The sequence below is a fragment of the Saccharopolyspora sp. NPDC045941 genome (assembly GCF_056431445.1).
The window spans coordinates 39,014-61,663 of the sequence record NZ_JBWKKU010000034.1 but is presented as its reverse complement, the minus strand read 5'-3'; the positions used below and the strand labels follow the sequence as shown (position 1 = coordinate 61,663).

The window sequence follows — 22,650 nt, the reverse complement described above, 5'->3', positions numbered from 1 at the left end:
GCCGTGGCGACCGGACCGACGCACGCGATGAGCGGGGTGGCCGCTTGGGCGGCAGTGACCGCCCTGGCCGACACTCACGCGCTGGGGCAATTATCCCCGAAGACCTGGGTGGTCGGGGCCACGCTGTCCGCCGGGGCCGCGCTGCTGCCCGACATCGATCACCCGAAGTCGACGGTGGCCAGCACCTTCGGCGCCGTCTCGCGCGGCGCGTCGGCCGGGATCAGCGGCTTCAGCGGCTTCATCTACCGGCTGACCCGCACCAAGCACGACAGCAACCGGGAGGGCACCCACCGCGGCTTCACCCACACCGTCGTCTTCGCCGTGCTCGCCGGGCTGATCACCACGGCCATCGTGCAGACCAGCCAGGGCACCGCGCTCGGCGTGCTGATGTTCTTCTTCGCGGGGCTCGCGGTCCGCGGGCTCCTGCACACCTGGTCGTCCAGCAAGGACGCGCTGATGATCACGGTGGCCTCGGTGGTGCTCACCCTCGCTTGCTGGGCCTGGGCCGGCGACCAGCCCACCAACGCCGCGGCCTTCGGGGTGGCGGTGATGATCGGCTGCATCGCGCACTTCATCGGCGACGCGATCACCGAGCAGGGCTGCCCGATGCTCTGGCCGGTGCCGCTGAGCGGCAAGACCTGGTACCCGGTGGCGCCGCCGAAGGCGATGCGGATGCGCACCGGCGGCAAGGTGGAGATGGTGCTCGTCGGCCCGGGCCTGACGATCGCCGCAGTGGTGCTGAGCGCCATCGTCCTCTACCGGATCGGCGCGGCCCCGTGGATCGCCCAGCTCGACCTGCCGCCCGAGGTCATGGCCTGGATCTCCCCATCCTGATCGGTTCCGCTCCCGAATCCACGGGATTTAGCCGATCTCGGGCCCGCTGGATGCGACATTTCGCCCATCGCTCGTTCCGGGGTCGATAGGGTACAAGAGCGGCACCACTTCGGCGCCGCCCGAAGCCCCGGAGGGAAGATGCGAGCTCGAAAGAGGTTCGTGGCGGCAGCCCTGTCGCTGCCGCTGCTGACCGGCCTCGCCGCGTGCGGCCAGGTTCAGGAGGTTCAGCAGGGCCTGCAGAACGCCGACGAGCAGATCCAGCAGGCGCAGCAGAACCTGGATGCGGTTTCCGCCTGCGCGCAGGCGATCAACGTCGCGAGCTTCATGCCCAACTTCGCCGACCCGCAACAGGCGAAGGCCGACGCGGAGGCGAAGGCCGAGGAACTGCGCAAGCTGGCCGAGCAGACGCCCGACCAGACGCTGCGCCAGAACCTCCTCGAGGTCGAGCAGTCCGTGCAGCGCGTCGCCTCCGGCGAGATCACGCTGGAGTCGAGCGCGGAGTGGACCACCGCCCAGCTGGAGCGGTACCAGCAGGTGACCACCACCTGCTCGCAGATCGGCAACTGAGGCGGCCGCCCGCACCTCCGCGGCGCACCCGATGCGCGGTGTGGCCCCGGTCACTTAGTCTGGGACCGCGGAGGTGATGGGTGATGAAAGCAGCCGTTGGTGATCGACTGCACGTGCACAGCAGGCACGTCGACGAGGCCGACCAGGTCGCCGAGATCCTGGAGGTCCGCGGCGAGGACGGCGCCCCGCCGTACAAGGTTCGGTTCAAGGACGGCCACGAGGGCCTGGTCTTCCCGGGCGGCGATTGCTCGATCGAGACTCCCCGTCCCCGCGAAGGGGACTGACTCTCGGCCGCTCCGCCTCGCAGGACGGCGGATCCGTCCGAGTCGCGCGGCTCCTCAGGGCGTCGCCTCGCAGCTCAAGACCTCTCCCCCAGCGAGGCACCCCCGAGGAGCCGCCTCACTGCCAGGGCTGGTCGAGCACCGATTCCAGCTCCGCCCGGAACAGCGGCTCCGGGTCGACGAGCATCGCGCCGAACTGCCCCTCCACTTCGAGGCTGATCAAGCCGTGCATCCGCGACCAGGCCAGCAGCGCGCGCTGCAGGACGGCCGGCGGGAGCGATGATCCGCCGCGCCGCTCGCGCCAGGCGGTGAGCTGCCGGTCGAACGCGGTGCGCTCCGCGGGCAGTCCGCCGGGAGCCAGGTCGGCGACGACGTCGAGGACGGGCCGGAAGGCCCGGTCGGCGAGGCCGATGGTGAGTTCCGGGGCCTGGAAACCCGGCACCGGCGTGCCGAACAGCAGCAGGTACCGGTGCGGCTGCGCGAGCGCCCAGGACCTGAACCGGGCGCCGAGTTCGCGGAACCTCGGCGCGGGTTCCTGACCGGCGTGCGCTTGCGCCGCGGCTTCCATCGCATCGCCGAGGTCGTTGTAGGCGTCCACGACCAGATCGGTCAGCAGCGCGTCCCGGCTGTCGAAGTACCGGTACAGCGCGGGGCCGGTGATGCCCATCCGCTTCGCGATCGCGTTCACCGAGATCCCCGCCGGCCCCGATTCGGCGAGCTGGTCGAGCGCGACCCGCTTGGCCTCGTTGCGGATCTGCTCCCGGAACCGCTCCCGCGGGCTGCGCGGCGCTGCGTCCATGTCCCCTCCCCTTGACACCCACACCGTAACAGGCTCATAGTCACGTTATAGCTTCTAACAATCAAACGAGCCTGTTACATGGAGGCGTCATGACCATCCCCACCACCGGAACCGAGATCGTGCTCACCGGCCTCGGCGGGGCCGAAGTCGTCACCACGCGGCGCAGCGCGCCGCCCGCGCCGGGACCGCACGGCGTGCTGGTCCGGGTCGAAGCCACCGGGGTGTCCTTCGCCGAGGTGCAGATGCTGCGCGGGCGCTACCCGGCCCAGCCGAAGTTCCCGTTCGTGCCCGGCTACGACCTGGTCGGCGAGGTCGTAGCGGTCGGCTCGGCGGTCACCGGGTGGCGGCCGGGCCAGCGGGTCGCGGCCATGCCGCGCACCGGCGCGTGGGCCGAGTACGCCGAAATCCAGGACGACGAACTGGTTTCCGTGCCGGACGGGGTCGAGGCCGGCGACGCGGCCGCGATGATCGTCAACGGCGTCACGGCCTGGCAGATGCTGCACCGCGCCGCGAAGATCCGAAGTGGACAGACAGTGCTGGTGCACGGCGTCGGCGGTGGCGTCGGCGTCCTGCTGGCGAAGCTCGGCGTCGCCGCCGGCGCGCGGGTGATCGGGACGGCGTCCGCGAGCCGGCACGAAGCGCTGCAGGGCATCGGCATCGAGCTCATCGACCACCGCACCGATGACGTCGACGCCCGCGTGGCCGAGCTCGCGCCCGGCGGCGTGGACGCCATCTTCGACCCGCTCGGCCCGGAGAGCCTGGACCGGTCCTGGCGACTCCTCGCGCCGGGTGGCTCGCTGCACGCCTACGGCAGCTCGGCGACGCTGCACGACGACGGGCCGTGGTGGCGCCCCTACCTGGCCCTGACCCGGCGGCTCGCCCGGTGGGAGCTGGCGCGGCTGCTCGGGCGCACCGGCGGCCGGCGCGCCCGGATGTACTACATCAGGCCGAACGCGCAGTTCCGGACGGACCTGGCCGGGTTGTTCCGAATGGTCGCCAGTGGACAGTTGCGGCCGCTGGTCGCCGAGCGGCTGCCGCTGGAATCCGCGGCACGCGCGCTCGACCTGCACATCTCGGGCAACCGGACCGGCCGGATCCTGCTGATCCCGGGACTTTCCCCGGATCCCGCCGGGGCTTGACGGCCGCGGGCTGCGCACGCCACGCGAAACGGGTCGAGGCCAGGCTCTAAGGTGGTCCGCGACGAGGGGCGTTTGCCTAGGAGGCGGTGAAGTGTTGCGAGACGACCGGCAAGCGGGGGCTCCTGCCGACCTGTCCGCGGTTTTCGGCACCGGTGCAGGAGTTTCCGTCCCGCTACCGCCCGGCGAGGTCCTGACCGAGCAGACCACCCTCACCGACAACCCCGAGCCGCTGTGCTGGATCAGCGACGACGCCCCGGCGCCGCAGCTCGTCGCCGCCCTTCGAGCCGAGCACCGCATCACCGGGCTGTTGCCGCTGCTGCTGTGCGACAGCGACGAGGTCTACGGGGAACGGTGCACGGTCGGCGTCGTGCCGCCGGAACCGCTGGAGCACATCGACCGCTGGCGGGTGGTCGACGTGATGGCCCGGATCTGGGACGGCCTGGTGCAGGCCGACGACGAGCTCGGCCCGGCGTACGACCTGGAAGTGCTGGCGCCGTTCGACTACAACTGCCCGGGGCCGGCGCGGGGCGGGAACCTGCTGGCGGATCCGGACGTCCTGGCCAACCAGCAGCTGCCGCGCTTCATCGACGCCGACACCCGGCTCGCGCTCATCCCGGTGCGGCGCGGCGCGGACGTGCTGACGGCGCTGGGCTGGTCCGGCGCGGCGAACCACGTGTCGCGCACGGCCGGGCTCTCGGCGATGGCCCGCAGCTGGGAGGAGCGGTTCGGGGCGCGGCTGCTGCGCCTCGGCCCGGACCGGCTGGACCTGAGCGTGGCGGCGCCGCCGCAGGACGCGGACCACGCCGCAGCCGTCGCGGCGGAGCACTGGACCTTCTGCCCGGACCGGATCCTGCAGGAGACGGGCACCATCGAGGCCTACGCCCAGGAGATCCGCGGCCGCCGCACCTGGTCCTTCTGGTGGGAGTGAGCCCGACGCCCCGCCTCACCCACTAGAGGCCCGTGAGTGCTTTGGGGCGCTACAGCAACCCAACACACTCACGGGCGTTGACCTGCGAGAATCGGTTCCGGTGCCGTGTTCCGCCGCAATTTCAATGGAAATCGAAGGTCCGATTTCCATTGAAATTGCGGACCAACACCCGTCCGGGGAACACTCAGGCGTGGAGGACCTTGCGGAGCCAGAGGGCCAGCAGTTCGACGAGCATGACCACCGCGAAGGTGAGCAGCAGAACCGTTGTGACCACGCCGAATTCCAGGACCCGCGAGGCGTTCAGCAGGTAGTAGCCGATGCCGCCCGCGCCGACCAGTCCCAGCAGCGTCGCCGAGCGCAGGTTCGTGTCCAGCTGGTACAGGACGTGCGCCACGAACGCCGGAGCCGCCTGCGGAACCGTCGCCGCGAAGAACACCTGCAGCCGGTTCGCCCCGGTCGCGCGCAGCGCCTGCTCGCGACCGCGATCCACCTCCTCCAGCGAATCCGCGACGAGCTTCCCCAGCAGTCCCACCGATCCGACGCCCAGCGCGAACGCGCCTGCGACCGCGCCCAGGCCGGTGATCACCACGAACACGATGGCCAGCACCAGCTCCGGCACCCCGCGAACCGCGAGCACCACACCGCGGAAGAACTTCGCCACCGCCGGGCTCGGCGCCACGTTCGCCGCCGCCAGCACGCCGATCGGCAGCGCCAGCACCGCACCGATCAGCGTCGCGGCCAGCGCGATCTGGACGGTCACCAGCAGCTCGGCCAGCAGCTCGCCGAGGATGCCACCGGTTTCCGGCGGCCAGAACAGCGCCAGCGTCGGGCCGAAGTTGGTGATCGCGCGCTCGAACTGGGCGAACGAGATGTCGGCGCCCCAGATCGACGCGGCCACGATCAGGGCGGTCAGCAGCCAGTAGCCGGTGCGCCGCAGCCGAGCCGCCGTCCACTGAGGACTGATGGCCGGTCGTGAGCGCTCGTTCCGGTAAGAACCGGCATCGCCGCTCACGAGCCCCGCGCCCCGCTGAACCGGCACCTGCGCGCCGAGCTTCCGCCCGGTCAGCGCCGCGAGCACGCCGGGCTTCCGGCCGCGCTCCTCGCGCACGCCCAGCAACGCCTGGCGGATCGAACCGGACACGATCTCGACCAGCACGCACAGCAGGAACACCACCGACGCCAACGCCATCCCGCGCTGGTAGTCGAGGGTGCGCAGCGAATCCGCGATCGCCTGCCCGAGCCCGCCGACGCCGACGAAGCCGAGCACCACCGACACCCGCAGGTTGATGTCCAGCCGGTGCAGCGAGGTCGCCACGAACGACGGCAGCACCTGCGGCAGGACACCGCTGACCAGCTCCTGCAACCGGGTGCCGCCGGCCGCGCGGATCGCGGTGCGCGGCCCCTCGTCGACCTGCTCGATGGCGTCCGCGTACAGCTTGCCGATCATGCCGACCGAGTGCAGGCCCATGGCGAGCACACCGGTCAGCCCGCCGAAGCCGAACATCCGGAAGAACACGATCGCCAGCACCACGTCCGGGACCGCGCGGGCCACCACGATCACCACGCGCGCGCCGAACCGGCCGGCGCCGCCGAGCGTGGTGTTGCGCGCCGCCAGCACCGCCACCGGCACGCTGATCAGCGACGCGACCAGCGTCGCGCAGACCACGATCGCCAGCGTCTGCCCAGCCAGGCCGAGCAGTTCGCCGATCGGCGGGAAGTCCAGCGGCAGCGTGCGGGCCGCGAAGTCCGCCGCGTTGCCGAATCCGTCCACAATGGTCGCCAGGTTCAGCCGCAGGTCGCTGAACGCCCAGATCGCGGCGCCCAGCAGGGCGAGCACGACCAGTGCCGCCGCCGCGCCCTCCGGGCGGGGCCGGGCCAGCGTCCGGGGCCGGCCCGCCGACCCGGGCCGGCGGGCCGGCGCTTCTGCTGTCGTGGTCACGGAATTCACCCCGTCGTCGCGAGCTCGGCCGATCCGACCTTGGCGTAGATACCCATCGCCGCGTCCCGGCTCAACCCGTCGACCGGGGTGTCCAGCACGACGCTCCCGGAGCGCAGCCCGACGATCCGGTGCCCCCAGCTCAACGCCAGGTCGACCTGGTGCAGGCTGCAGAGCACGGTGAGCCCGTCCTCCCGGCCGATCTCCGCGATCAGGTTCATCACCTGCGCCGCCGAGTCCGGGTCCAGCGACGCGACCGGCTCGTCCGCGAGCAGGACCTCCGGCTTCTGCAGCAACGCCCGCGCCACCGCGACACGCTGCTGCTGCCCGCCGGAGAGGGTGTCCGCGCGCTGCAGCGCCTGGTCGGTGAGGCCGACCCGCTCCAGCTGTTCCATCGCGGCGTAGCGGATCCGCTTCGGGTAGGCGAAGAGTCCGAGCCGCGGGCCGCGCAGGCTGCCCAGCGCGCCCGTGCACACGTTCTCCAGCACCGTCAGCGAGCCGACGAGGTGGAACTGCTGGAACACGAACCCGACCCGGCGGCGCAGCGCTCGCAGGCCGGATCCGCGCAGCGAACCTACATCCTCACCAAGCACGCGGACGCTTCCGGACGTCGCGCGCTGAAGCCCGTCCACGTGGCGCAGCAGGGTGGACTTGCCCGATCCGGAAAGCCCGAGCAGAACCACTACCTCGCCCCGCTCCACGTCGAGCGACACCTCGTCCAGCGCCCGAACGCTGCCGAAGGACTTGCCGACCCGGTCGAAGGCGATCACTGGCATTGCTTGTCCCTGGTCACGTCGCAGACCTCGCGGATGCCGTCGTAGAAGGCGTCGTCGACCGGGGCGAACCCGTACCCGTCGACGTCGCCGATCTCGCACTCCCCGGTGCAGAACCCGTTGGCGCGCAGGTAATCGCTGTTGGCCTTGTCCCGCAGCGCGGCGGTGATCTTCTCCTTCAGCGCCGGGTCCAGGTCGTCGGAGATGGCGACCGGGTCGCCGGGGATCACCACCGACTTCCACACCGCGGTCAGCTGGCCGGGCTGCAGCTGGCCCTTCTCGACGAGCTGCCGGTCGACCATGCTGTCGTAGGCGAACCCGGCGTCGCAGTCGCCCTTGGCGACGGCGATCGCGGAGGCGTCGTGGCCGCCGGCGAAGACCGGCTGCACGTCGGTGTCCGGGTTGATGCCCGCCTGCAGCAGGCCCGCCTTCGGGTACAGGTAGCCGGAGGTCGAGGTCGGGTCGACGAAGCAGACCTTCTTGCCGCGGAAGTCGGCCAGCGACGTGATGCCGCTGCCCGGGCGGGTGATCGCGTAAGAGCGGTAGCCGGGCTGCTCGCCCTTCGCCTCCACCTGGCCGGCGACCGCGTTCGCGGGCACGCCCTGCTTCTTGGCCAGCACGTAGGAGAACGGGCCGTACTTCGCGATGTCGATCTTCCCGGCGCGCTGGCCCTCGATGATCGCGGCGTAGTCGGTGGCCTTCTGGAAGGTGATCTTCTTTCCGGTCTCCTTGGCCAGCAGGTCCAGCACCGGCTGGAAGTCCTGCTGCAGGCTGGCCGATTCCTCGGACGGGATGGCGGCGAACACGAGCTCGTCGGACTCGCCGCCCTGCTCGGCCGCGCTCGGCCCGCACGCCGAGAGCAGGCCCAGCGCGGCGAGTCCGACGGCCAGTCGGCTGATGCGTTTCACGGCAGATCTTCCTTTGCTGGCAGTACGAGTTCGGGGAGGTCGCGGACGGATTCGAGGACGTGGGTGGCACCGGCCTCGGTGAACGCGGCGCGGTCGTGCGCGCCGGTGAGCACGCCCGCGGCGATCGACGCCCCGGCGCGCAGGCCGGAACGCACGTCGTACGCGGTGTCGCCGACGGTGGCGACCTCGCGCACGTCGTCGATGCCCAGCCGCAGCAGGGCGGTGAGCACCATGTCGGGGTACGGCCGGCCGCGGCCGGCCTGCGCCGGGGTCAGGGTCAGGTCGGTCAGCCCGGCCCAGCCCAGCGCGTCGAGGATCTGGCGCTGCGTCGTCTCGGAGAAACCGGTGGTCAGGGCGACCTTGATGCCGTTGTCGCGCAGTCGCCGGATCGCCGCCCCGGCACCGTCGATCTCCCGGCAGTCGCCGCCCGCGACGCGTTCGGCGTACGCCCGCTCGAAGGCCTGGTTCGCCCGTTGCGCGAGGTCTTCGTCGCCGCCCAGCAGATGCCCGAAGACAGTGATCTTCGATTCGCCCATGGTGCGGCGGACGTAGTCGAGCATGCCCGGGAACGCGGCGTCGTCCTCGGCGACGCCGACCTCGCCGATCGCCTGCGTGAACGCCCGCTCGACCAGGCCGTCGTCAGCCACCGTCGTGCCGGCCATGTCCAGCACTACCAGCTTGATCATGCGTCGATCTCCTGCCAGGTGTCGGCGGCGATCGCCGGGGAACAGGTCATGCCGCGCCCGCCGGGTCCGGTCACCAGCCAGACGCCGGGGAGCACCTGCTCGCGGTGCACGACGCGCGACTTGTCCGCGGTCTGCGCGTAAACCCCGGCCCAGCGGCGCGCGATTCGCGGCAGCGGGCGGCCGAGCAGCTCCTCGGCGCGCTGCTCGAGGTGCTCGTAGGGATCTTCGTGAACGTCGAACGCGAACGGCGCGTCGTACTCGTGGGTGTCACCGATGGTCAGTCCACCGTGGCCTCGTTGCACCATCAGCAGCTGCATGCCGTTGTCCGCGGCCACCTGCGGCTGCGGCTCGGCGGCGTTGAGCGCGTCGAGCGCCGCCCCGCGGTAGCCGGGGTAGTAGCGCATGCTGTCGCCGTCGGCGATCGAGGTCGTCAGGGTTTCGCCGAGCGGATCGGTCTGCATCATCTGCAGCCGGACCCGGCGAACCGGCAGCTCCGGCCGCAATTCCCGGACCAGACCGCTGAGGGCCGCGCCGGTGCAGAGGACCACGACGTCGGCTTCGTGCCGCTCGCCGGTGTCGTCCCGCGCCCAGCCCTCGCCGACGTCGCGAACCTCACGACCGGGCAGCCAGGAGTAACGGCCGGTCTTGGCGAGGTGCGCGCGCAGCGCGGGCTGCGCGGTACGCGACTCGACGGCACCGTCCTGCTCGCACCACAGGGCGGCCAGCATCTCGCCGCGCAGCACCGGGTTCCGCGTCCTCGCCTCGGCCGCGTCGAGCAGCTTCGTGCCGCGCTCGGCGGCGTCCGGGCGGGCGACGAACTCCTCCGCCACCGTCAGTTCGGCCGGCGTGCGGAGCACGGTCAGCGAGCCGTTGCCGCGGAAGCCGAGCTCCGGCACGTCCGCGGCGATGCGCTCCCAGTCCTGGCGGGCACGCATCGCGACCGCCAGGTCCGGGCCGGCTTCCCGGCCGCTGACCCAGATCAGCCCGAAGTTCCGGACCGAGGCACCGCGGGCCTCGGCCTCCCGCTCCAGGTGCACCACTTCATGGCCCCGCTCCAGGGCCCGCAGCGCGTGCATGGTGCCCAGCACGCCGCCGCCAACAATCAGAACTCGCACGGCGCAAACACTCACGGCCGACGACGAATAGCCAGTGCAGGCGCGGCGAACCCCAGGTGAACACCACCAGAAGGACTAGATCAGTTATCTGTTTGTTATCAAACTTGCTCCAGCGGCCCGGAGTGGAGCAGCCCGGAAGAGAGGTTCGGCCTGGTCAGGACCCGTGAGCACTTTGTGTCAGTCGCGGAGGCGGGTGACGAGGCTGAAGCGGTCGCCGCGGAACAGGGAGCGGACCCGCTCGATCGGCTCGCCGTCCGGGGTCCACGAGCACCGGTGCAGCAGGATCATCGGCGTCGCCGGGTTGGTGCCGATCAGCAGCGCCTCGCGCGGCGTCGCGAGCACCGTCTCGATGCGCTCCTCGGCCTCGCCGAACCGCACGCCCAGCTTCTCCTGCAGGAACGCGTACAGCGAACCGGTCGGGTCGAACTCCCCCAGCAACTCCGGAAAGCGCTGCTTCGGCAGGTAGCTCGACTCCAGCCCGACGCGCTCGCCATCAGCCATCAGCACCCGCTCCAGGTGCACCACCTCGGCCCCCGGCGCCAATCCGAGATCCGCTGCCAGGCGCGGATCCGCCGACCGCGACTCGACGGTGATCACCGTCCGGCCGGGCTCCTTGCCCTGCGCCCGGACGCCCTCGGTGTAGCTGGCCAGCGCCAGCGGCTGCACGATCTTCGGCGGCGCCACGACGGTCCGGCTGCCCTGCCGGCGGATCAGCCGGCCTTCGAGCACCAACTCGGTGACGGCCTGCCGCAACGTCACCCGCGAGACGCCGCACCGCTCCGCGAGCTCGCGCTCCGCGGGCAGCGCGGCTCCCTCTCCGAGCTCCTCGACCAGTTCGAGCAGCTCGATCTTCGCCGCGTAGTAGCGCGGAATCCGGCCGTGTTCCGGGATTCCGGAACGAACCGGCTCATCCGCCCGGTGATCGATGCGCACGACGGGGAACCCTACGGGTGCTCAGCCCAGCAGTCCGCCCTTGATGGTCATCGCCACTGCGATGATCACCAAGCCGAACCCGCTGTAGACGAGGACGTCCACGGCCCGGCTGCGGATCGTCAGCAGCCCCGTCCGCTCCGGCGGGATCACGGCGCGCATCGTCGCCGCGAGCAGCAGCGCGACGCCGAGCAGCACCGGACCCTTCCGCCAGTGCCCCAGCGAGACCAGCAGCAGCCCGATCAGCCCGATCAGCAGCACCAGGCCGAACGGCACGTGCACCGACAGGCGCGACCTGCCGTCGAACCGTTCGCTCACGCCGTTCCTCCCATCGTCGTGCCGTCTGCGGCCGAACCCCGCAATTTCAATGGAAATCGGATCTTCGATTTCCATTGAAATTGCGGCCCGGATCAGCCGGCGTTGCGCTCCGCGGCCTCGACGACGTTGGTCAGCAGCATCGCGCGGGTCATCGGCCCCACCCCGCCCGGGTTGGGCGACACGAAACCGGCGACATGCACGACGTCCGGGTGCACGTCCCCGGCCAGCCCGGCGTCGGTGCGGCTCACGCCGACGTCCAGCACCGCCGCGCCCGGCTTCACCATGTCGGCCGTGATCAGGTGCGGCTTGCCGGCCGCCGCGATGACGATGTCCGCGCGGCGCACCTCCTCGGCGAGGTCCCTCGTGCCGGTGTGGCACAGCGTGACGGTGGCGTTCTCGCTGCGCCGGGTGAGCAGCAGACCGATCGGGCGGCCGACCGTGATCCCGCGGCCGACGACGGCGACCTGCGCGCCGTTCAACGGCACGTCGTAGCGGCGCAGCAGCTCGATGATGCCGCGCGGCGTGCACGGCAGCGGCGCCTCCTCGCCGAGCACCAGGCGCCCCAGGCTGATCGGGTGCAGCCCGTCCGCGTCCTTCTCCGGCGCGATGCGCTCCAGCAGCGGGCCCGCGTCGAGGTGCTTGGGCAGCGGCAGCTGCACGATGTAGCCGGTGCAGTCCGGGTCGGCGTTGAGTTCGTCCAGCACCGCCTCGACGTCGGCCTGGCTGACGTCGGCGGGCAGGTCCTTGCGGATCGACTTGATGCCGACCTTGGCGCAGTCGTTGTGCTTGGCGCGCACGTAAGACTGCGAACCCGGGTCATCGCCGACCAGCACCGTGGCCAGCCCGGGGGCGTGCCCCTGCTCGATGAGCCGGGCGACCCGCGGCCGCAGCTCGTCGAAAATCGCGTCCTTGGTGGCCTTGCCGTCCAGAATCGTCGCGCTCACGGCTGTTCATCGTGGCAGACGGCGCCCGGCGCGTCCCGGCCGGTCCGGCAATGCCGCCACGCCGACGGCGACCAGCGTGAGCAGCACGCCGAGCACAGTGGACGCCGGGATGCCCGTCCCGGCGGCCGGGGCGAACACGTCGAGCAGCAGCGCGCCGACCAGCTGCCCGGCGATCATGCCGAGGCTGAGCACCAGCACGCCGGTGAAGCGCACCAGCGCCACCGAGCCGCCGATCACGAAGATCCCCAGGAAACCCCCGGTGTAGAGCCACGGCTCCGCCGGGAAGTGCGGGAGGCCGCGCAACGCCACCTCGACCACGAAGGCCACCGCGAGGGCGGTCATCCCGATGCCGAAGTTGAACATGGAAGCGAACACCGCCGAGTCGGCCGCCTGCTTCATCCGGCCGTTCACCGCCGCCTGCCAGCCGAGCCCGATCCCGGCCAGCGCGGGCAGCAACACCAGCCAGCTGGCCTCGCCGCTGCCCAGCTTCGCGGACACCGCGATCACCACCGCCACCACGGCGAGCCCCGCTCCCAACAGCCGCGCGGGCGTCACGTGCTGCGGACCGGCGGGGCCCAGCCCGAGCCGGTCGACGACGAGCCCGCTGCTGACCTGTCCGGCCACCACCGCGACGGTGAACATCGCGACGCCGAGCGCGGCCGCCGCCATGCCCTGGGTGAACACCAGATATCCGCCGCACACGCCGCCGAGGCACTGCCACGGCCGCAGCCCGCCCGGCCGGCGCAGCTCGGTGCGCAGGTTCCGCCAGCCACGCCTGGCCTGCGGGAACGCGAAGGTGGCGGCCAGGAGCACGACGAAACCGCCGAAAAACGAGACCAGCCCGGCCGCGATGCCGTCGTCCATCCGCAAGCCGAGCGCGCCGTTGATCCGCGCCTGGATCGCGAGCAGCACCCCGACCCCGGCCGCACCGGCCATGCCGAGGATCCGTTCCCGGGTCTTCGGCCGCTCTTCTTGGTGTCGCAGCGCAGAAACAGTCACGTAACCGCAGTCTGCTCCCTCTCCCGCGGCGCGCGCGACGCCCGGGCGCTGTGATGTGCGACAAAGCCGAAGCCCACGAAGGCCAGCCCGGCCGCCCCCGCGGCGGCCAGCGCCGGCCCGGAGAGGTCGAGCATCCAACCCGCCATGGGCGAGGCGATCGCCCCGCCCAGCGTGGTGGCGCTGGTCAGCCAGCCGAACGCCTCGCTGCGCCGCTCGGCCGGCGCCAGGTCCGCGATCCGCCCGTTCCCGGCGGCCAGCGTCGGCGCGATCGCCGTGCCGCCGATCAGCAGGATCGCGCCGACCAGCCACGGCGAGCCCGGATCGGCGATCGGCGGCAGCACCGGCACCAGCGCGGCCATCCCCAGCGCGGCCAGCAGAACCCGCAGCCAGAGCCTCGGGCGCGCCGCGAAGCCGCCCGACACAAGGCCACCGGTCAGCGAGCCGACGGCCCACACCATGGCCAGCAGCCCCGCGAGCTCCGGCGCACCGCGCTCCCGGGCCCAGCCGACGAGCACCAGGTCGATCGAGATCAGGCCGCCCACCAGCGTGGCGTAGAACAGCAGCAGCGACGTGAAGCCGCGCACCCGGAACAGCGACCCCGCCCCGCGAGCGCCGCTCGCGCTCTCCGCGGGCGCCTCGCGCAGCCCGGCGCGCAGCAAGGACGCGGCGAAGATGATCGATCCGAGAGCCGCCCAAGCCGCGCAGGCCAGCATCGCGACGACCGCGCCCCAGATCGCCACCACGAAGGTCGCCAGCATCGGCGCGACGACGAAGAGCAGCTCCTGCAGCGTCGCCTCCACCGCGAAGGCCGCCTCCCGCGCCGGGCCATCGGTCAGCCGCGGCCAGATCGCCCGGCCGATCTGGGTGATCGGCGGGTGCGACAGCCCGGTGAACACCGCCACGGGCAGGATCAGCCACCACTGCGCCGGATCCGCCCAGCGGGTCACCAGCACCAGCGCCACCATCCCCAGACCGGAGCCCAGACCGGTCACGACCAGCAGCTTCGGCGCCGAGCTGCGGTCGGCGGCCCGGCCGCGCAGCGGTCCGGCGATGGCCTGGCCGAGCGTCACCATCATCCCGATGACGCCGCCGATGGCGTACGAACCGGTCCAGTCGACGACGAGGAAGGCCAGCACCATCGCCAGCGCCGGCATGTGCAGGCGTCCCAGCAGGCTGAAGCCCATCAGGCTCGACGCATGCGGAACCGCCGCCAGAAGTCGGTAGGGACGAAGCACGTGCCTCACTCTGACTTCTGGCACGCCCGTGCCGCTACCGAATTTCGTCGACCGCCCGCCGCCGGTGGGGCGCCGCTGATCGATACACCTGGTGGTGTGATGTTCATCCGCCCGCCCAACAGGCAGGCTTTCGTGACGAGATCACCGCGCGCTGTGACAAGGATCTTGTGCGCGAGCACGTGTGCTGGATGAACGGCACCGAACTCGCACACAGCGCACATGACCGCACCCGCGTCGAGTAGCGTCTTGGCGGGGTGGAGTCGGGTTGCCTCGTCGAGAGGGGGAGGATGTCACCCATGTCGCGTCCGACAGCGATCAGTCCGGAAGAGCAGGAGCAGATCGCCCGCAGGATCGGGGTTCTGCTGTTACAGGGTGCTCCCGAAGACTGGCAGGAGATCACGGTGGAGTACCGCGCCACCGGTGAGTACCACGACCTGCTGGGTGAGGTCGCCGCTCAGGACGGCAGCTCCCACCCCTGGGAGCCGCCGACCGAACTGCAGGAGATCTTCGAGCGCCTGCGCGAAGGCATGTACCGGCCCGATGTGGGCACCTGGCTCAGCGCCCTCTACGTCGTGGAGCGCCCGTCGAGCTACCGCATCGATATCAACTTCGATTCCGAACCGCAGTGGCACCGCCCGCTGCCGCGCGCCGCGTACGTCGACGAACTACGTCGCTACCCGCGCGCCGAGGAGAACATCCCGGACTGGATGCGGGACCGCTTCGACGGCCCCTCGCAGTTCCAGCCCGCCGAGCCGCCGGTCGCCGAGCCACCGACCGCTGAGCCGGTGGTCGCCGAGGCGCAGGTCCCCGAACCGCCGGTGACCGAGGCGCCGATCGTCGAGCCGCCGATCGCCGAGGCACCGGTCGTGGACCCGATCGAGCCCGAGACCCCGCCGGCCGCCGAACCCGCCGTCGCCGAAACGCCGATCCCGGAGCCGGGGATCGCCGAGCCGGCCGACGGTTTCCAGGTCGCCAACGTCTTCGACGACTACGACGAGCAGGGCCGCCCGGTCGTCGCCGAGCGCGAGCCGATCCCGACCGAAGAGGTCGGGGCGCTGCGCCAGTACCTGGAGAACGCCCCGATCGTGCTCGCCTCCCGCGAGGACGAGGAGGACCAGCTCGACCCGGAGCGCACCGCGTCCGTGCCGGGCACCTGGCACACCGACGGCACCTGGCTGTGGCCGGGCGCCATCGCCTTCTACCTGACGCAGTACGGAGTGCCGCCGGAAGCCGAGCTCGTCGAGCACATCCGCCGGCGCGCCTTCCAGCTGTCCGAGGTCGACGAGGCCACCCGCGACGCGGCCGTCAGCGAGCTGCTCGACCAGCCCGCCGACGACCTCGACGGTGAGCTCGGCCGCGAGCCGCAGGACTACGCCGAGCCCGCGGACGAGCCGGAACCCGACTTCGACGACGAGGCCGACGAAGCGCTCGCCGAGCCCGAGCCGTCGGGCGGATCCCGGCACGTGCTCGACGAGACCGACGCACCCGACACCCAGGAAGTGCTTGCCAAGCTGCACGACCGGCTCACCGACCACCAGGTGGACGGCCGCGGCTACCGCATCGGCAGCCACAGCCCGGACGCCCGCTGCCTACTGGAGGACGGGGCCGACTGGGTCGTCACCGCCGGCTCCGACGACGGCGAGGACGTCCGGTTCGCCCGCGTCGACCACGCCGCGGCGTACCTGCTGGGCAGCCTCCTGATGGACCGGCCCGCGCCGCCGCAGGTAGACGCGGCTGCCCCGCCGGCCGATCTGCTGGAGCGTGCCACGCCGGACTTGCCGCAGCGGTCGCCGGAAATCGCCGATCTGCCGCAGCGATCTGCGGCGGAAGTGCCCGACCTGCCACAGCGTTCGGCACCGGAGGTCGCCGACCTCCCGCAGCGCCCCGCAGAATTGGCCGACTTGCCGCAGCGGGCTGCGGCGGAGGTCTCCGATCTCCCGCAGCGCTCCGCAGAGGTGCCCGACCTGCCGCAGCGATCTGCGGCGGAAGTGCCCGACCTGCCGCAGCGTTCGGCGCCGGAACCGGATCACGGTGGGGCGAACCCGCTGTTCACCGCGAACCAGGACCCGGCGGGCGGACCGCAAGAACCGCCGCTGGACACCGCCGCGCAGGCGGGCGAAGAAGCCACCCGCTTCCAGCCCGCACCGCGCATGGACCGGCCCGCGCCGCCGCAGTCGGCGCCGGCGGCTCCGCCGTCGCCGCCGGTCGGGCAGCCCGTGCAACCGCCGGTCGGCGGTCCGGGCGCACCGCCGCCGCTGCCGAAGCGCCAGCCTCGCCGGGAAAGCGGAGCGCCGGTACCCCAGGCCGGACCCGCGCCGGGCCCGGTCGGCGGCGCGGAGCGGCGTCCTGGCCCCGGTGGGCCGGGCATGGCGGGGCCGCCCCGGCAGGGGCCGCCGCGTCCGCCGCAGGGCGGTCAGCCGGGTCAGCCGCAAGGCGGTCAGCCCGGTGCACAGCCGCAGGGTGGTCAGCCGCAGGGTGGCCAGCAGATCCAGCCGCTCAGCGGTGAGCCGCCGCTGACGCTGTACCGGGACCGCCGGATCGTGATGCTGCAGCCGGGCACCGAACTGGACCGGTTCGGCGAGCCGAACGGCAACGTCACCTACGCGATCCGCACGCCGTACACGCACCGTTCGCTGCCGCCGCAGTGGTCGAACCGCTCGTACTTCGCGTACCGGGTGCAGCGGCCGATCCAGGCGCTGCGCGGCACGGCGGTGCCGTGGTTCGAACAGCCCGGCGGTGGCACGGCGTTCGTGCTCCCGACGACGATCGGCGACCTGCTCGCGGACGGCACCCTGGCCGAAATGCCGGCCAACGACCGCCCGCCCATGGAATAACCGATCCAGCTCAGCGCGAAGGGCGCCTGCGACCGGCAACACCGGTCACAGGCGCCCTTCGCTCTTTCCGGGTCGCCTCTTCTCCTCCGCTGCAACAGGGATTCTCCTTGCCACGGCGGGCTTTTCACCCCAAGGTGTCTTGCTAGTCGGGTTCGATTGCGGCATTCGGCAACCTGAGCGAGCAGCACCTGCCAAGCGGCGAGGCAGAAGTCCCTTTCAGGTCAACGAGTTCCGGCGAACTTCGCGCCGTGCGCGTTGCACTGCCGGTCAGTCGACGCGGAGCCCGTGGGCTGCGGCGAACGCGAGTGCCGTCAGCGTGTCGATCCGGGCGCCCCAGAGCTTCGCCTGCACCAAGGCATCGGCGTCGATCCGGGCGTCACGCAGGTCGGCATCGTCCAGCCTGGCACCGAGCATGCGCGCGCCGGTCAAGTCCGCCTCGCGGAGATCGCAGCGGCGCAGATCGCATTCGACGAGATTGGCTTCCCGGAACCGGATTCCGCGCAGATCCAAACCGCGCAGGTCCGCCTTGCCCATGCCGACCAGCGTCAGATCCGTCTCGCGCAGCGTCCAGGCGCGCAGGCGGCAGTCCACGAAGCTCGAACCGAGCAGGCTGCACCCGTCCATGGTGGACTTGCCGAACACGGTGCGCTCGAACTTGCACGATCGGAACGCCGTCGCGACGTGCTTGGAACCGTTGAGATCGGTGCCGGTGAAGACGCAGTCGGAGAACACGCAGTTGCGGGTGCTCAGGCCCGTCAGGTCGGCGTCGGTGAAGTCGCAGTGCTCGAAGGTCCGGCCCTCCCACTGCTCGTCCGTCAGCACCGCGTCCTGGAAATCCTCGCCGACCAAACTCGTCATGGCTCCTAGAGTGGCACGTGACACCGACCCTCCTGGAGGCACCATGGGCGTGCGCCGAGTCGTACCCAACATCCACGCCGACGACCTCTTGGCCACCCGGGATTTCTACGTCGACACCCTGGGCTTCCAGGTCGTCATGGACCTCGGCTGGATCGTCACCGTGAGCGCGCCCGACGATCCGCAGCGCCAGATCAGCATCATGGGCGACGACGCCACGGCGCCGACGCACCCGGACATCTCCGTCGAAGTCGACGACGTCGACGCGGCGCACGAGGAAGCCCTGCGGCGGGGTCACGAGATCGTGCACCCGCTGACCGACGAGCCGTGGGGCGTACGCCGCTTCTTCTGCCGCGACCCCAGCGGAACGGTGGTCAACATCCTGTCCCACCGGTGAGCATTAATAGCCGATCGTCGCGAATGAAATAACCCGTGGCGCCCCGCCGGGGGTTCTGCCAGCCTGCGCCGGGTGAATCCGATAGTGCTCGCACATGCAGACCTCGACTTCAACGCGCCGATGTCGGACGCCCGCGCCGAAGAACTCATCGCCGCGCTGGCACCGCTGGACTCCGCCGAGGTCGTCGATCTCGGCTGCGGATGGGCAGAGCTGCTGCTCCGACTGCTCGAAGCGGAGCCGAGCGCGACCGGCATCGGCATCGACACCACCGACGAAGAACTGTCCCGGGGCCGTCGCAACGCCGAAGCTCGCGGCGTGGCCGAGCGGATGCGGTTGGTGCAAGGCGACGCCGGCAGCTGGGACGGTACCGCGGACGTGGCCATCTCGATCGGCAGCAGCCACGCGTGGGGCGGCACCCGGCAGACGCTCGAAGCGATCCGGCCGCGACTGCGGCGCGGCGGCCGACTCCTCTTGGGCGAGGCCTTCCAGGACACCGCGTCGATGCGGAACGACCTCGACGTGGACCTGTCGCTGGCCGAACTGGTGAAGCTCACCGAGGAATGCGGATTCCGCATGCTGCGGCTGGCCACCGCCGGCACCGACGAGTGGGACAGCTTCGAATCCCGCTGGTGCGGCGCCTTGGAGAGGTGGCTGCTGGACAACCCCACCGTGGCCGGGCGCGACGAAGTCCGCGCCCTGGCCGACGAGCACCGCACCAGCTGGCTGCGCGGATACCGCGGCCTGGTCGGCTTCGCCTACCTCGTGCTGACCCCGGGCTCGTGAGAGCTCAAGGCACGACGACGACCGGCCGGACCGCCTCCACCACCAGCGTCGCCGGCACGGTGCCGAGCAGGCCGCCGCGCCGGCGGGACCGGCCGACCACGATCAGATCCGCCCGGTACTGCTCGGCGACCTGCTCCAGGCCGACGGCCGGGTCGCCGCGGTGGTGCACGAAGTCCCAATCGATGTCCACCCACTTCAGGTGGGACACGACTTCCTTCTTCAGCTCCTCGACCAGGCTCTCGGCCGCCTCGCTGGCCACGGCTACGCCCATCGGCGACCAGTAGGCGACGCCGCCCACCGCCTCGACGTAGACCAGCACCAGGCGGGCACGCTCCCGCCTGGCCAGGCCGGCCGCCCACGCCGCGGCGTGGAAGCTCGCCGGGCTGCCGTCCATGCCCACGACGATGCCGCCCAGTCCGTCCTTGCCGATCTCGAATTCCCGCTCGGTCTTGTCGCCTTCGGCCACGCGGAGATGGTAGTGGGCGCGCGTCGAGCCGGTGGACGCATACGACACACTCGAAACGTGAACGGCGCGCATACCCCCTCCGACCTCGAACGTCGTGTGCTCGACGCGGTGGACGTGAACGGGATTCTGGACGACCTGCGAGAACTCGTCGCGATCCCCAGCGTCGGCGGCACCAGCGGCGAACACGACGCCCAGCAGTGGTGCGCCGACAGGCTCGGCTCGCTGGGGCACCGGGTGGATCACTGGCGCATCGACGTCCCTGCCCTCGCCGAGGAGCCCGGCTTTCCCGGGCAGGAAGCCGACCGCGACGTCGCCTACGGCTGCGTCGGCGTGCACGGGGACGGTCCGGAGCCCGCGCTGATCTTCTGCGGGCACACGGACGTCGTCCCGCCCGGCGATCTCGACCGGTGGCCGAACCGCGACCCGTACGCACTGCGCGTCGCGGACGGCATCGCCGCCGGCCGGGGCACCTGCGACATGAAGGGCGGACTGGCCGCGATCTTCGGTGCGCTGCAAGCCCTGCGCGCCGCCGGGATCCAGCTCGCCCAGCCGGTGGCCGTGCACACCGTCGTCGGCGAGGAGGACGGCGGCCTGGGGGCGTTCGCGACGCTCCAGCGAGGCCATCGCGGGGCCGCGTGCGTCCTGGCCGAGCCGAGCTCGGGCACGATCGTGGCCGCGAACGGCGGCTCCCTCACGTTCCGGCTCGAAGTCACCGGTCAGAGCACCCACGGTTCCACCCGCTACCGCGGTGTGAGCGCGCTGGACAAGCTCGCCGCCCTGCTTCCGGTACTGCGCGAACTGGAGGCCCGCCGCAACGCCGCCCCCGACCCGCTGGTGGCGCACCTGGAAGTGCCGTACCCGCTGTCGATCGGCATGGCGAGGGCCGGCGACTGGGCCAGCACGGTGCCGGATCTCGCGATCGCCGAAGGCCGCTACGGCGTGCGGCTCGACGAGTCGATCCCCGCCGCCAAGGCCGAGTTCGAAGCCGCCATCGCGCAGGCTTGCGCCGCCGACCCGTGGCTCTCGGAACACCCGGTGCGGGTGAGCTGGCCCGGCGGGATGTTCGCCAGCGGACGGCTGCCCGAAGGACACCGGCTCCTCGCCGAAACCCAGGACGCCACGGCAGCAGCCGGAGCGCCCCGCCCAGCGGCGGTGGGCGCCCCGTACGGAACGGACCTGCGGCTTTACGCGGCCGCCGGAGTTCCGACGCTCCAGTACGGGCCCGGAGACATCCGCTACGCACACGCGCACGACGAGCACGTCGCGATCGCAGAGCTGGAACGGGCCGCGCGTGCCTACGCCTTGCTCGCGATCCGCCGCTGCGGCACCGCCTGATCCACCCCCTCAGCGCACTGTGATCAAGAAGCCGGCGTCGCCGCCTTCTTGAAGATCTCGAACACCGCCAGGTAGTTCTTGTCGCCGTAGCCCTCAGCGATCGCCCGCTCGGCGATCGTCGCCATCTGCCGCGGCAGGTCGGCGTGGACGCCCTGCTCCACGCAGGTCCGAGCGATGTGCTCGAGTGCGTTCAGGTTCATCTCCATGGTGCCCAGATCACCGGGGTAGTTCCGCGCGTCCAGATCGGACGCCTGCTCGACGAGGGTCGAGTTCACCACTGTGGGCATGAACCACTTGATCGCGAGATCGGCGAAGTCGACCGCGGGGACGTTCGCCGAGCCGACCAGGGCGGTGGCGTGCAGGAAGCCGTTCATGGTCGCGTACATCATGCCGAGCAGGGCCGTGTTGTGCAGTACCGCCAGGCTCGGGTCGCTGCCGAGGAAGCGGGCGTCGCCCATGCTCGCCAGCGTCGCCCGATGCTCGCCGAACACCTCCTCGGACCCGCTGTACAGGAAGACGGATTCGGGGTGGCCAACGAGCTGTGGCGGCACCATGATCGCGCCGTCGAGGTACTCGGCGCCGCTCCCGTTCGCCCAGCCGACCGCTGCGACTGCCTCGCTCGGCGTACCGGAACAGAGATTCACCAGTACTCGTCCGGGCAAAGCGTCTGCTGCGGAGTCGAATACCCCGTACATGGTCTCGTAATCCTTGAGGCAGGCGATCGCGACAGGGCTCGCTGACACCGCCTCGAGGACAGTTTCCGCGCGGTGGGCTCCTTTCTCGACGAGTCCGTCAGCCTTCCCAGGAGTGCGGTTCCAGACGGTCGTGGGGCGGCCGCGGTCCAGAAGCGCCTCGGCGAGCGCCAGGCCCATGGGGCCGAGACCGACGACGGTGACCGGTGCGTGCTGCTGCATTGCCGATTGCTGATTCGTCATGCTGGCTAGACTGCTGTGTCACATCGATGTGAGAGTCAACTGGACGTGGTGGCCGTCACATGCGGATGGGAGAGTTCTCCCGACGAACAGGGGTCAGCCAGCGGTTGTTGCGCTACTACGAGGAACAAGGGCTGATCAGGCCATTGGGACGGCCGAGCGGATACCGCGAGTACGCGGAAGGTGACGTCGCCACGGTGCGAGGCATCCGCATGCTGCTCGCCGCGGGCCTCAACACCGCGACCATTGCCGAATTGCTGCCGTGCATGGTCAACGACGGCCAAACCCTGACGCCGGCCTGTTCCGGCATGCTGCCCGATCTGAACCGGGAACGTGAGCGCATCGACGAAGCCGTGGCCAGCCTCCTGGCCGCCCGCGACGCACTGGACACCATCATCGACGCCACGGTGTCGGCGGGCGTCGACGAGCTGGATGCCTGCGACGCGGCCGGTGCCGCGAAGTTCAACCCCTCGTGACGTTTCCTTCCCGCAGGACGCGGCCAACGGTGGGACCGAACGGGCCCGGGCATGGCATGCCGGCACGCACGTCGTGCCCGGGCTCTTGGCGTTTCCAGCGTCCGCCGGTCAGATTGGGGAACAACACTCTGGGAGGGAGAAGTGTCCGTCCGCTGCCGGTCGGGCATGGTCGACGCCCCG

Annotated in this window: 24 protein-coding genes; 10 read left to right on the top strand and 14 right to left on the bottom strand. The window is 71.3% G+C overall.

Features of this window, described 5'->3' with window-relative positions; translation table 11 throughout:
• Positions 1-3 precede the first annotated feature (3 nt).
• The 3 genes from AC07FN_RS25900 (at position 4) to AC07FN_RS25890 (ending at position 1,685) form a co-directional block, all read left to right on the top strand.
• Entirely contained in the window at positions 4-834 is an 831-nt protein-coding gene (locus AC07FN_RS25900; RefSeq protein ID WP_478397972.1) for a metal-dependent hydrolase, read from the top strand.
• Positions 835-972: 138 nt separating this feature from the next.
• Positions 973-1,401, top strand: coding sequence for a hypothetical protein (locus AC07FN_RS25895; protein ID WP_452616974.1), 429 nt, complete (start codon positions 973-975; stop codon positions 1,399-1,401).
• An 83-nt stretch (positions 1,402-1,484) separates the two neighbouring features.
• On the top strand, positions 1,485-1,685 hold the full coding sequence (locus AC07FN_RS25890; RefSeq protein WP_358582926.1) for a DUF1918 domain-containing protein: 201 nt from the start codon (positions 1,485-1,487) through the stop codon (positions 1,683-1,685).
• A gap of 115 nt (positions 1,686-1,800) precedes the next feature.
• Here AC07FN_RS25890 and AC07FN_RS25885 read toward each other — a convergent pair whose 3' ends face one another.
• A complete protein-coding gene (locus AC07FN_RS25885; RefSeq protein WP_478397971.1) occupies positions 1,801-2,481 on the bottom strand; it encodes a TetR/AcrR family transcriptional regulator in 681 nt (226 codons plus the stop codon).
• An 89-nt stretch (positions 2,482-2,570) separates the two neighbouring features.
• Here AC07FN_RS25885 and AC07FN_RS25880 point away from each other — a divergent pair, with 89 nt between their 5' ends.
• Both AC07FN_RS25880 and AC07FN_RS25875 read left to right on the top strand, forming a co-directional pair.
• On the top strand, positions 2,571-3,620 hold the full coding sequence (locus AC07FN_RS25880) for a medium chain dehydrogenase/reductase family protein (RefSeq protein WP_478397970.1): 1,050 nt from the start codon (positions 2,571-2,573) through the stop codon (positions 3,618-3,620).
• Between the two features lie 91 nt (positions 3,621-3,711).
• Positions 3,712-4,548, top strand: a complete 837-nt coding sequence (locus tag AC07FN_RS25875; RefSeq protein ID WP_452616971.1) for a DUF4253 domain-containing protein — start codon at positions 3,712-3,714, stop codon at positions 4,546-4,548.
• 184 nt (positions 4,549-4,732) lie between these two features.
• Here the strand turns inward: AC07FN_RS25875 and phnE are convergent, their stop codons facing one another.
• The 10 genes from phnE to AC07FN_RS25825 form a co-directional block, all read right to left on the bottom strand.
• Entirely contained in the window at positions 4,733-6,487 is a 1,755-nt protein-coding gene (gene phnE, locus AC07FN_RS25870) for a phosphonate ABC transporter, permease protein PhnE (RefSeq protein ID WP_478397969.1), read from the bottom strand.
• 5 nt (positions 6,488-6,492) lie between these two features.
• Positions 6,493-7,260 carry a phosphonate ABC transporter ATP-binding protein gene (phnC, locus tag AC07FN_RS25865; RefSeq protein WP_478397968.1) on the bottom strand — a complete coding sequence of 256 codons (768 nt, stop codon included), beginning with the start codon at positions 7,258-7,260 and terminating at the stop codon, positions 6,493-6,495.
• Complete coding sequence (locus AC07FN_RS25860) at positions 7,251-8,165, bottom strand: phosphate/phosphite/phosphonate ABC transporter substrate-binding protein (protein ID WP_478397967.1); 915 nt, start codon at positions 8,163-8,165, stop codon at positions 7,251-7,253. The genes phnC and AC07FN_RS25860 overlap by 10 nt, the downstream gene beginning before the upstream one ends.
• Complete coding sequence (locus AC07FN_RS25855) at positions 8,162-8,851, bottom strand: phosphonatase-like hydrolase (RefSeq protein WP_478397966.1); 690 nt, start codon at positions 8,849-8,851, stop codon at positions 8,162-8,164. Before AC07FN_RS25855 ends, AC07FN_RS25860 begins: the two co-directional genes overlap by 4 nt.
• Positions 8,848-9,966: a TIGR03364 family FAD-dependent oxidoreductase gene (locus tag AC07FN_RS25850; RefSeq protein WP_478397965.1), complete on the bottom strand. Its 1,119-nt coding sequence runs from the start codon at positions 9,964-9,966 to the stop codon at positions 8,848-8,850. Before AC07FN_RS25850 ends, AC07FN_RS25855 begins: the two co-directional genes overlap by 4 nt.
• Positions 9,967-10,143: 177 nt before the next feature.
• On the bottom strand, positions 10,144-10,899 hold the full coding sequence (locus AC07FN_RS25845; RefSeq protein ID WP_358498903.1) for a GntR family transcriptional regulator: 756 nt from the start codon (positions 10,897-10,899) through the stop codon (positions 10,144-10,146).
• Between the two features lie 21 nt (positions 10,900-10,920).
• Positions 10,921-11,214 carry a DUF3017 domain-containing protein gene (locus AC07FN_RS25840; protein WP_452616965.1) on the bottom strand — a complete coding sequence of 98 codons (294 nt, stop codon included), beginning with the start codon at positions 11,212-11,214 and terminating at the stop codon, positions 10,921-10,923.
• Between the two features lie 92 nt (positions 11,215-11,306).
• Positions 11,307-12,158, bottom strand: a complete 852-nt coding sequence (locus AC07FN_RS25835; protein ID WP_478397964.1) for a bifunctional methylenetetrahydrofolate dehydrogenase/methenyltetrahydrofolate cyclohydrolase — start codon at positions 12,156-12,158, stop codon at positions 11,307-11,309.
• 6 nt (positions 12,159-12,164) lie between these two features.
• Positions 12,165-13,157 (bottom strand): DMT family transporter, encoded by a 993-nt coding sequence (locus AC07FN_RS25830; protein ID WP_478397963.1) that lies wholly within the window; start codon positions 13,155-13,157, stop codon positions 12,165-12,167.
• Positions 13,154-14,392 (bottom strand): MFS transporter, encoded by a 1,239-nt coding sequence (locus AC07FN_RS25825; RefSeq protein ID WP_478397962.1) that lies wholly within the window; start codon positions 14,390-14,392, stop codon positions 13,154-13,156. Before AC07FN_RS25825 ends, AC07FN_RS25830 begins: the two co-directional genes overlap by 4 nt.
• Before the next feature lie 296 nt (positions 14,393-14,688).
• Here AC07FN_RS25825 and AC07FN_RS25820 point away from each other — a divergent pair, with 296 nt between their 5' ends.
• Entirely contained in the window at positions 14,689-17,226 is a 2,538-nt protein-coding gene (locus tag AC07FN_RS25820) for a TNT domain-containing protein (RefSeq protein ID WP_478397961.1), read from the top strand.
• 267 nt (positions 17,227-17,493) lie between these two features.
• On the opposite strand, the gene AC07FN_RS25815 is transcribed toward AC07FN_RS25820, so the two are convergent.
• Positions 17,494-18,084: a pentapeptide repeat-containing protein gene (locus tag AC07FN_RS25815; protein WP_478397960.1), complete on the bottom strand. Its 591-nt coding sequence runs from the start codon at positions 18,082-18,084 to the stop codon at positions 17,494-17,496.
• Between the two features lie 43 nt (positions 18,085-18,127).
• Between AC07FN_RS25815 and AC07FN_RS25810 the strand changes: the two genes are divergently transcribed.
• A complete protein-coding gene (locus tag AC07FN_RS25810; protein WP_478397959.1) occupies positions 18,128-18,478 on the top strand; it encodes a VOC family protein in 351 nt (116 codons plus the stop codon).
• 72 nt (positions 18,479-18,550) lie between these two features.
• Positions 18,551-19,261 carry a class I SAM-dependent methyltransferase gene (locus AC07FN_RS25805; protein ID WP_478397958.1) on the top strand — a complete coding sequence of 237 codons (711 nt, stop codon included), beginning with the start codon at positions 18,551-18,553 and terminating at the stop codon, positions 19,259-19,261.
• Between the two features lie 4 nt (positions 19,262-19,265).
• Here the strand turns inward: AC07FN_RS25805 and AC07FN_RS25800 are convergent, their stop codons facing one another.
• Positions 19,266-19,727: a universal stress protein gene (locus AC07FN_RS25800; protein WP_029536194.1), complete on the bottom strand. Its 462-nt coding sequence runs from the start codon at positions 19,725-19,727 to the stop codon at positions 19,266-19,268.
• 57 nt (positions 19,728-19,784) lie between these two features.
• On the opposite strand from AC07FN_RS25800, the gene AC07FN_RS25795 reads away from it, so the two are divergent.
• Positions 19,785-21,062, top strand: a complete 1,278-nt coding sequence (locus AC07FN_RS25795; RefSeq protein WP_478397957.1) for an ArgE/DapE family deacylase — start codon at positions 19,785-19,787, stop codon at positions 21,060-21,062.
• A gap of 23 nt (positions 21,063-21,085) precedes the next feature.
• Here the strand turns inward: AC07FN_RS25795 and AC07FN_RS25790 are convergent, their stop codons facing one another.
• Positions 21,086-21,997, bottom strand: a complete 912-nt coding sequence (locus tag AC07FN_RS25790) for an NAD(P)-dependent oxidoreductase (RefSeq protein ID WP_478397956.1) — start codon at positions 21,995-21,997, stop codon at positions 21,086-21,088.
• 59 nt (positions 21,998-22,056) lie between these two features.
• On the opposite strand from AC07FN_RS25790, the gene AC07FN_RS25785 reads away from it, so the two are divergent.
• Entirely contained in the window at positions 22,057-22,470 is a 414-nt protein-coding gene (locus AC07FN_RS25785) for a MerR family transcriptional regulator (RefSeq protein WP_478397955.1), read from the top strand.
• The last annotated feature ends 180 nt before the right edge of the window (positions 22,471-22,650 follow it).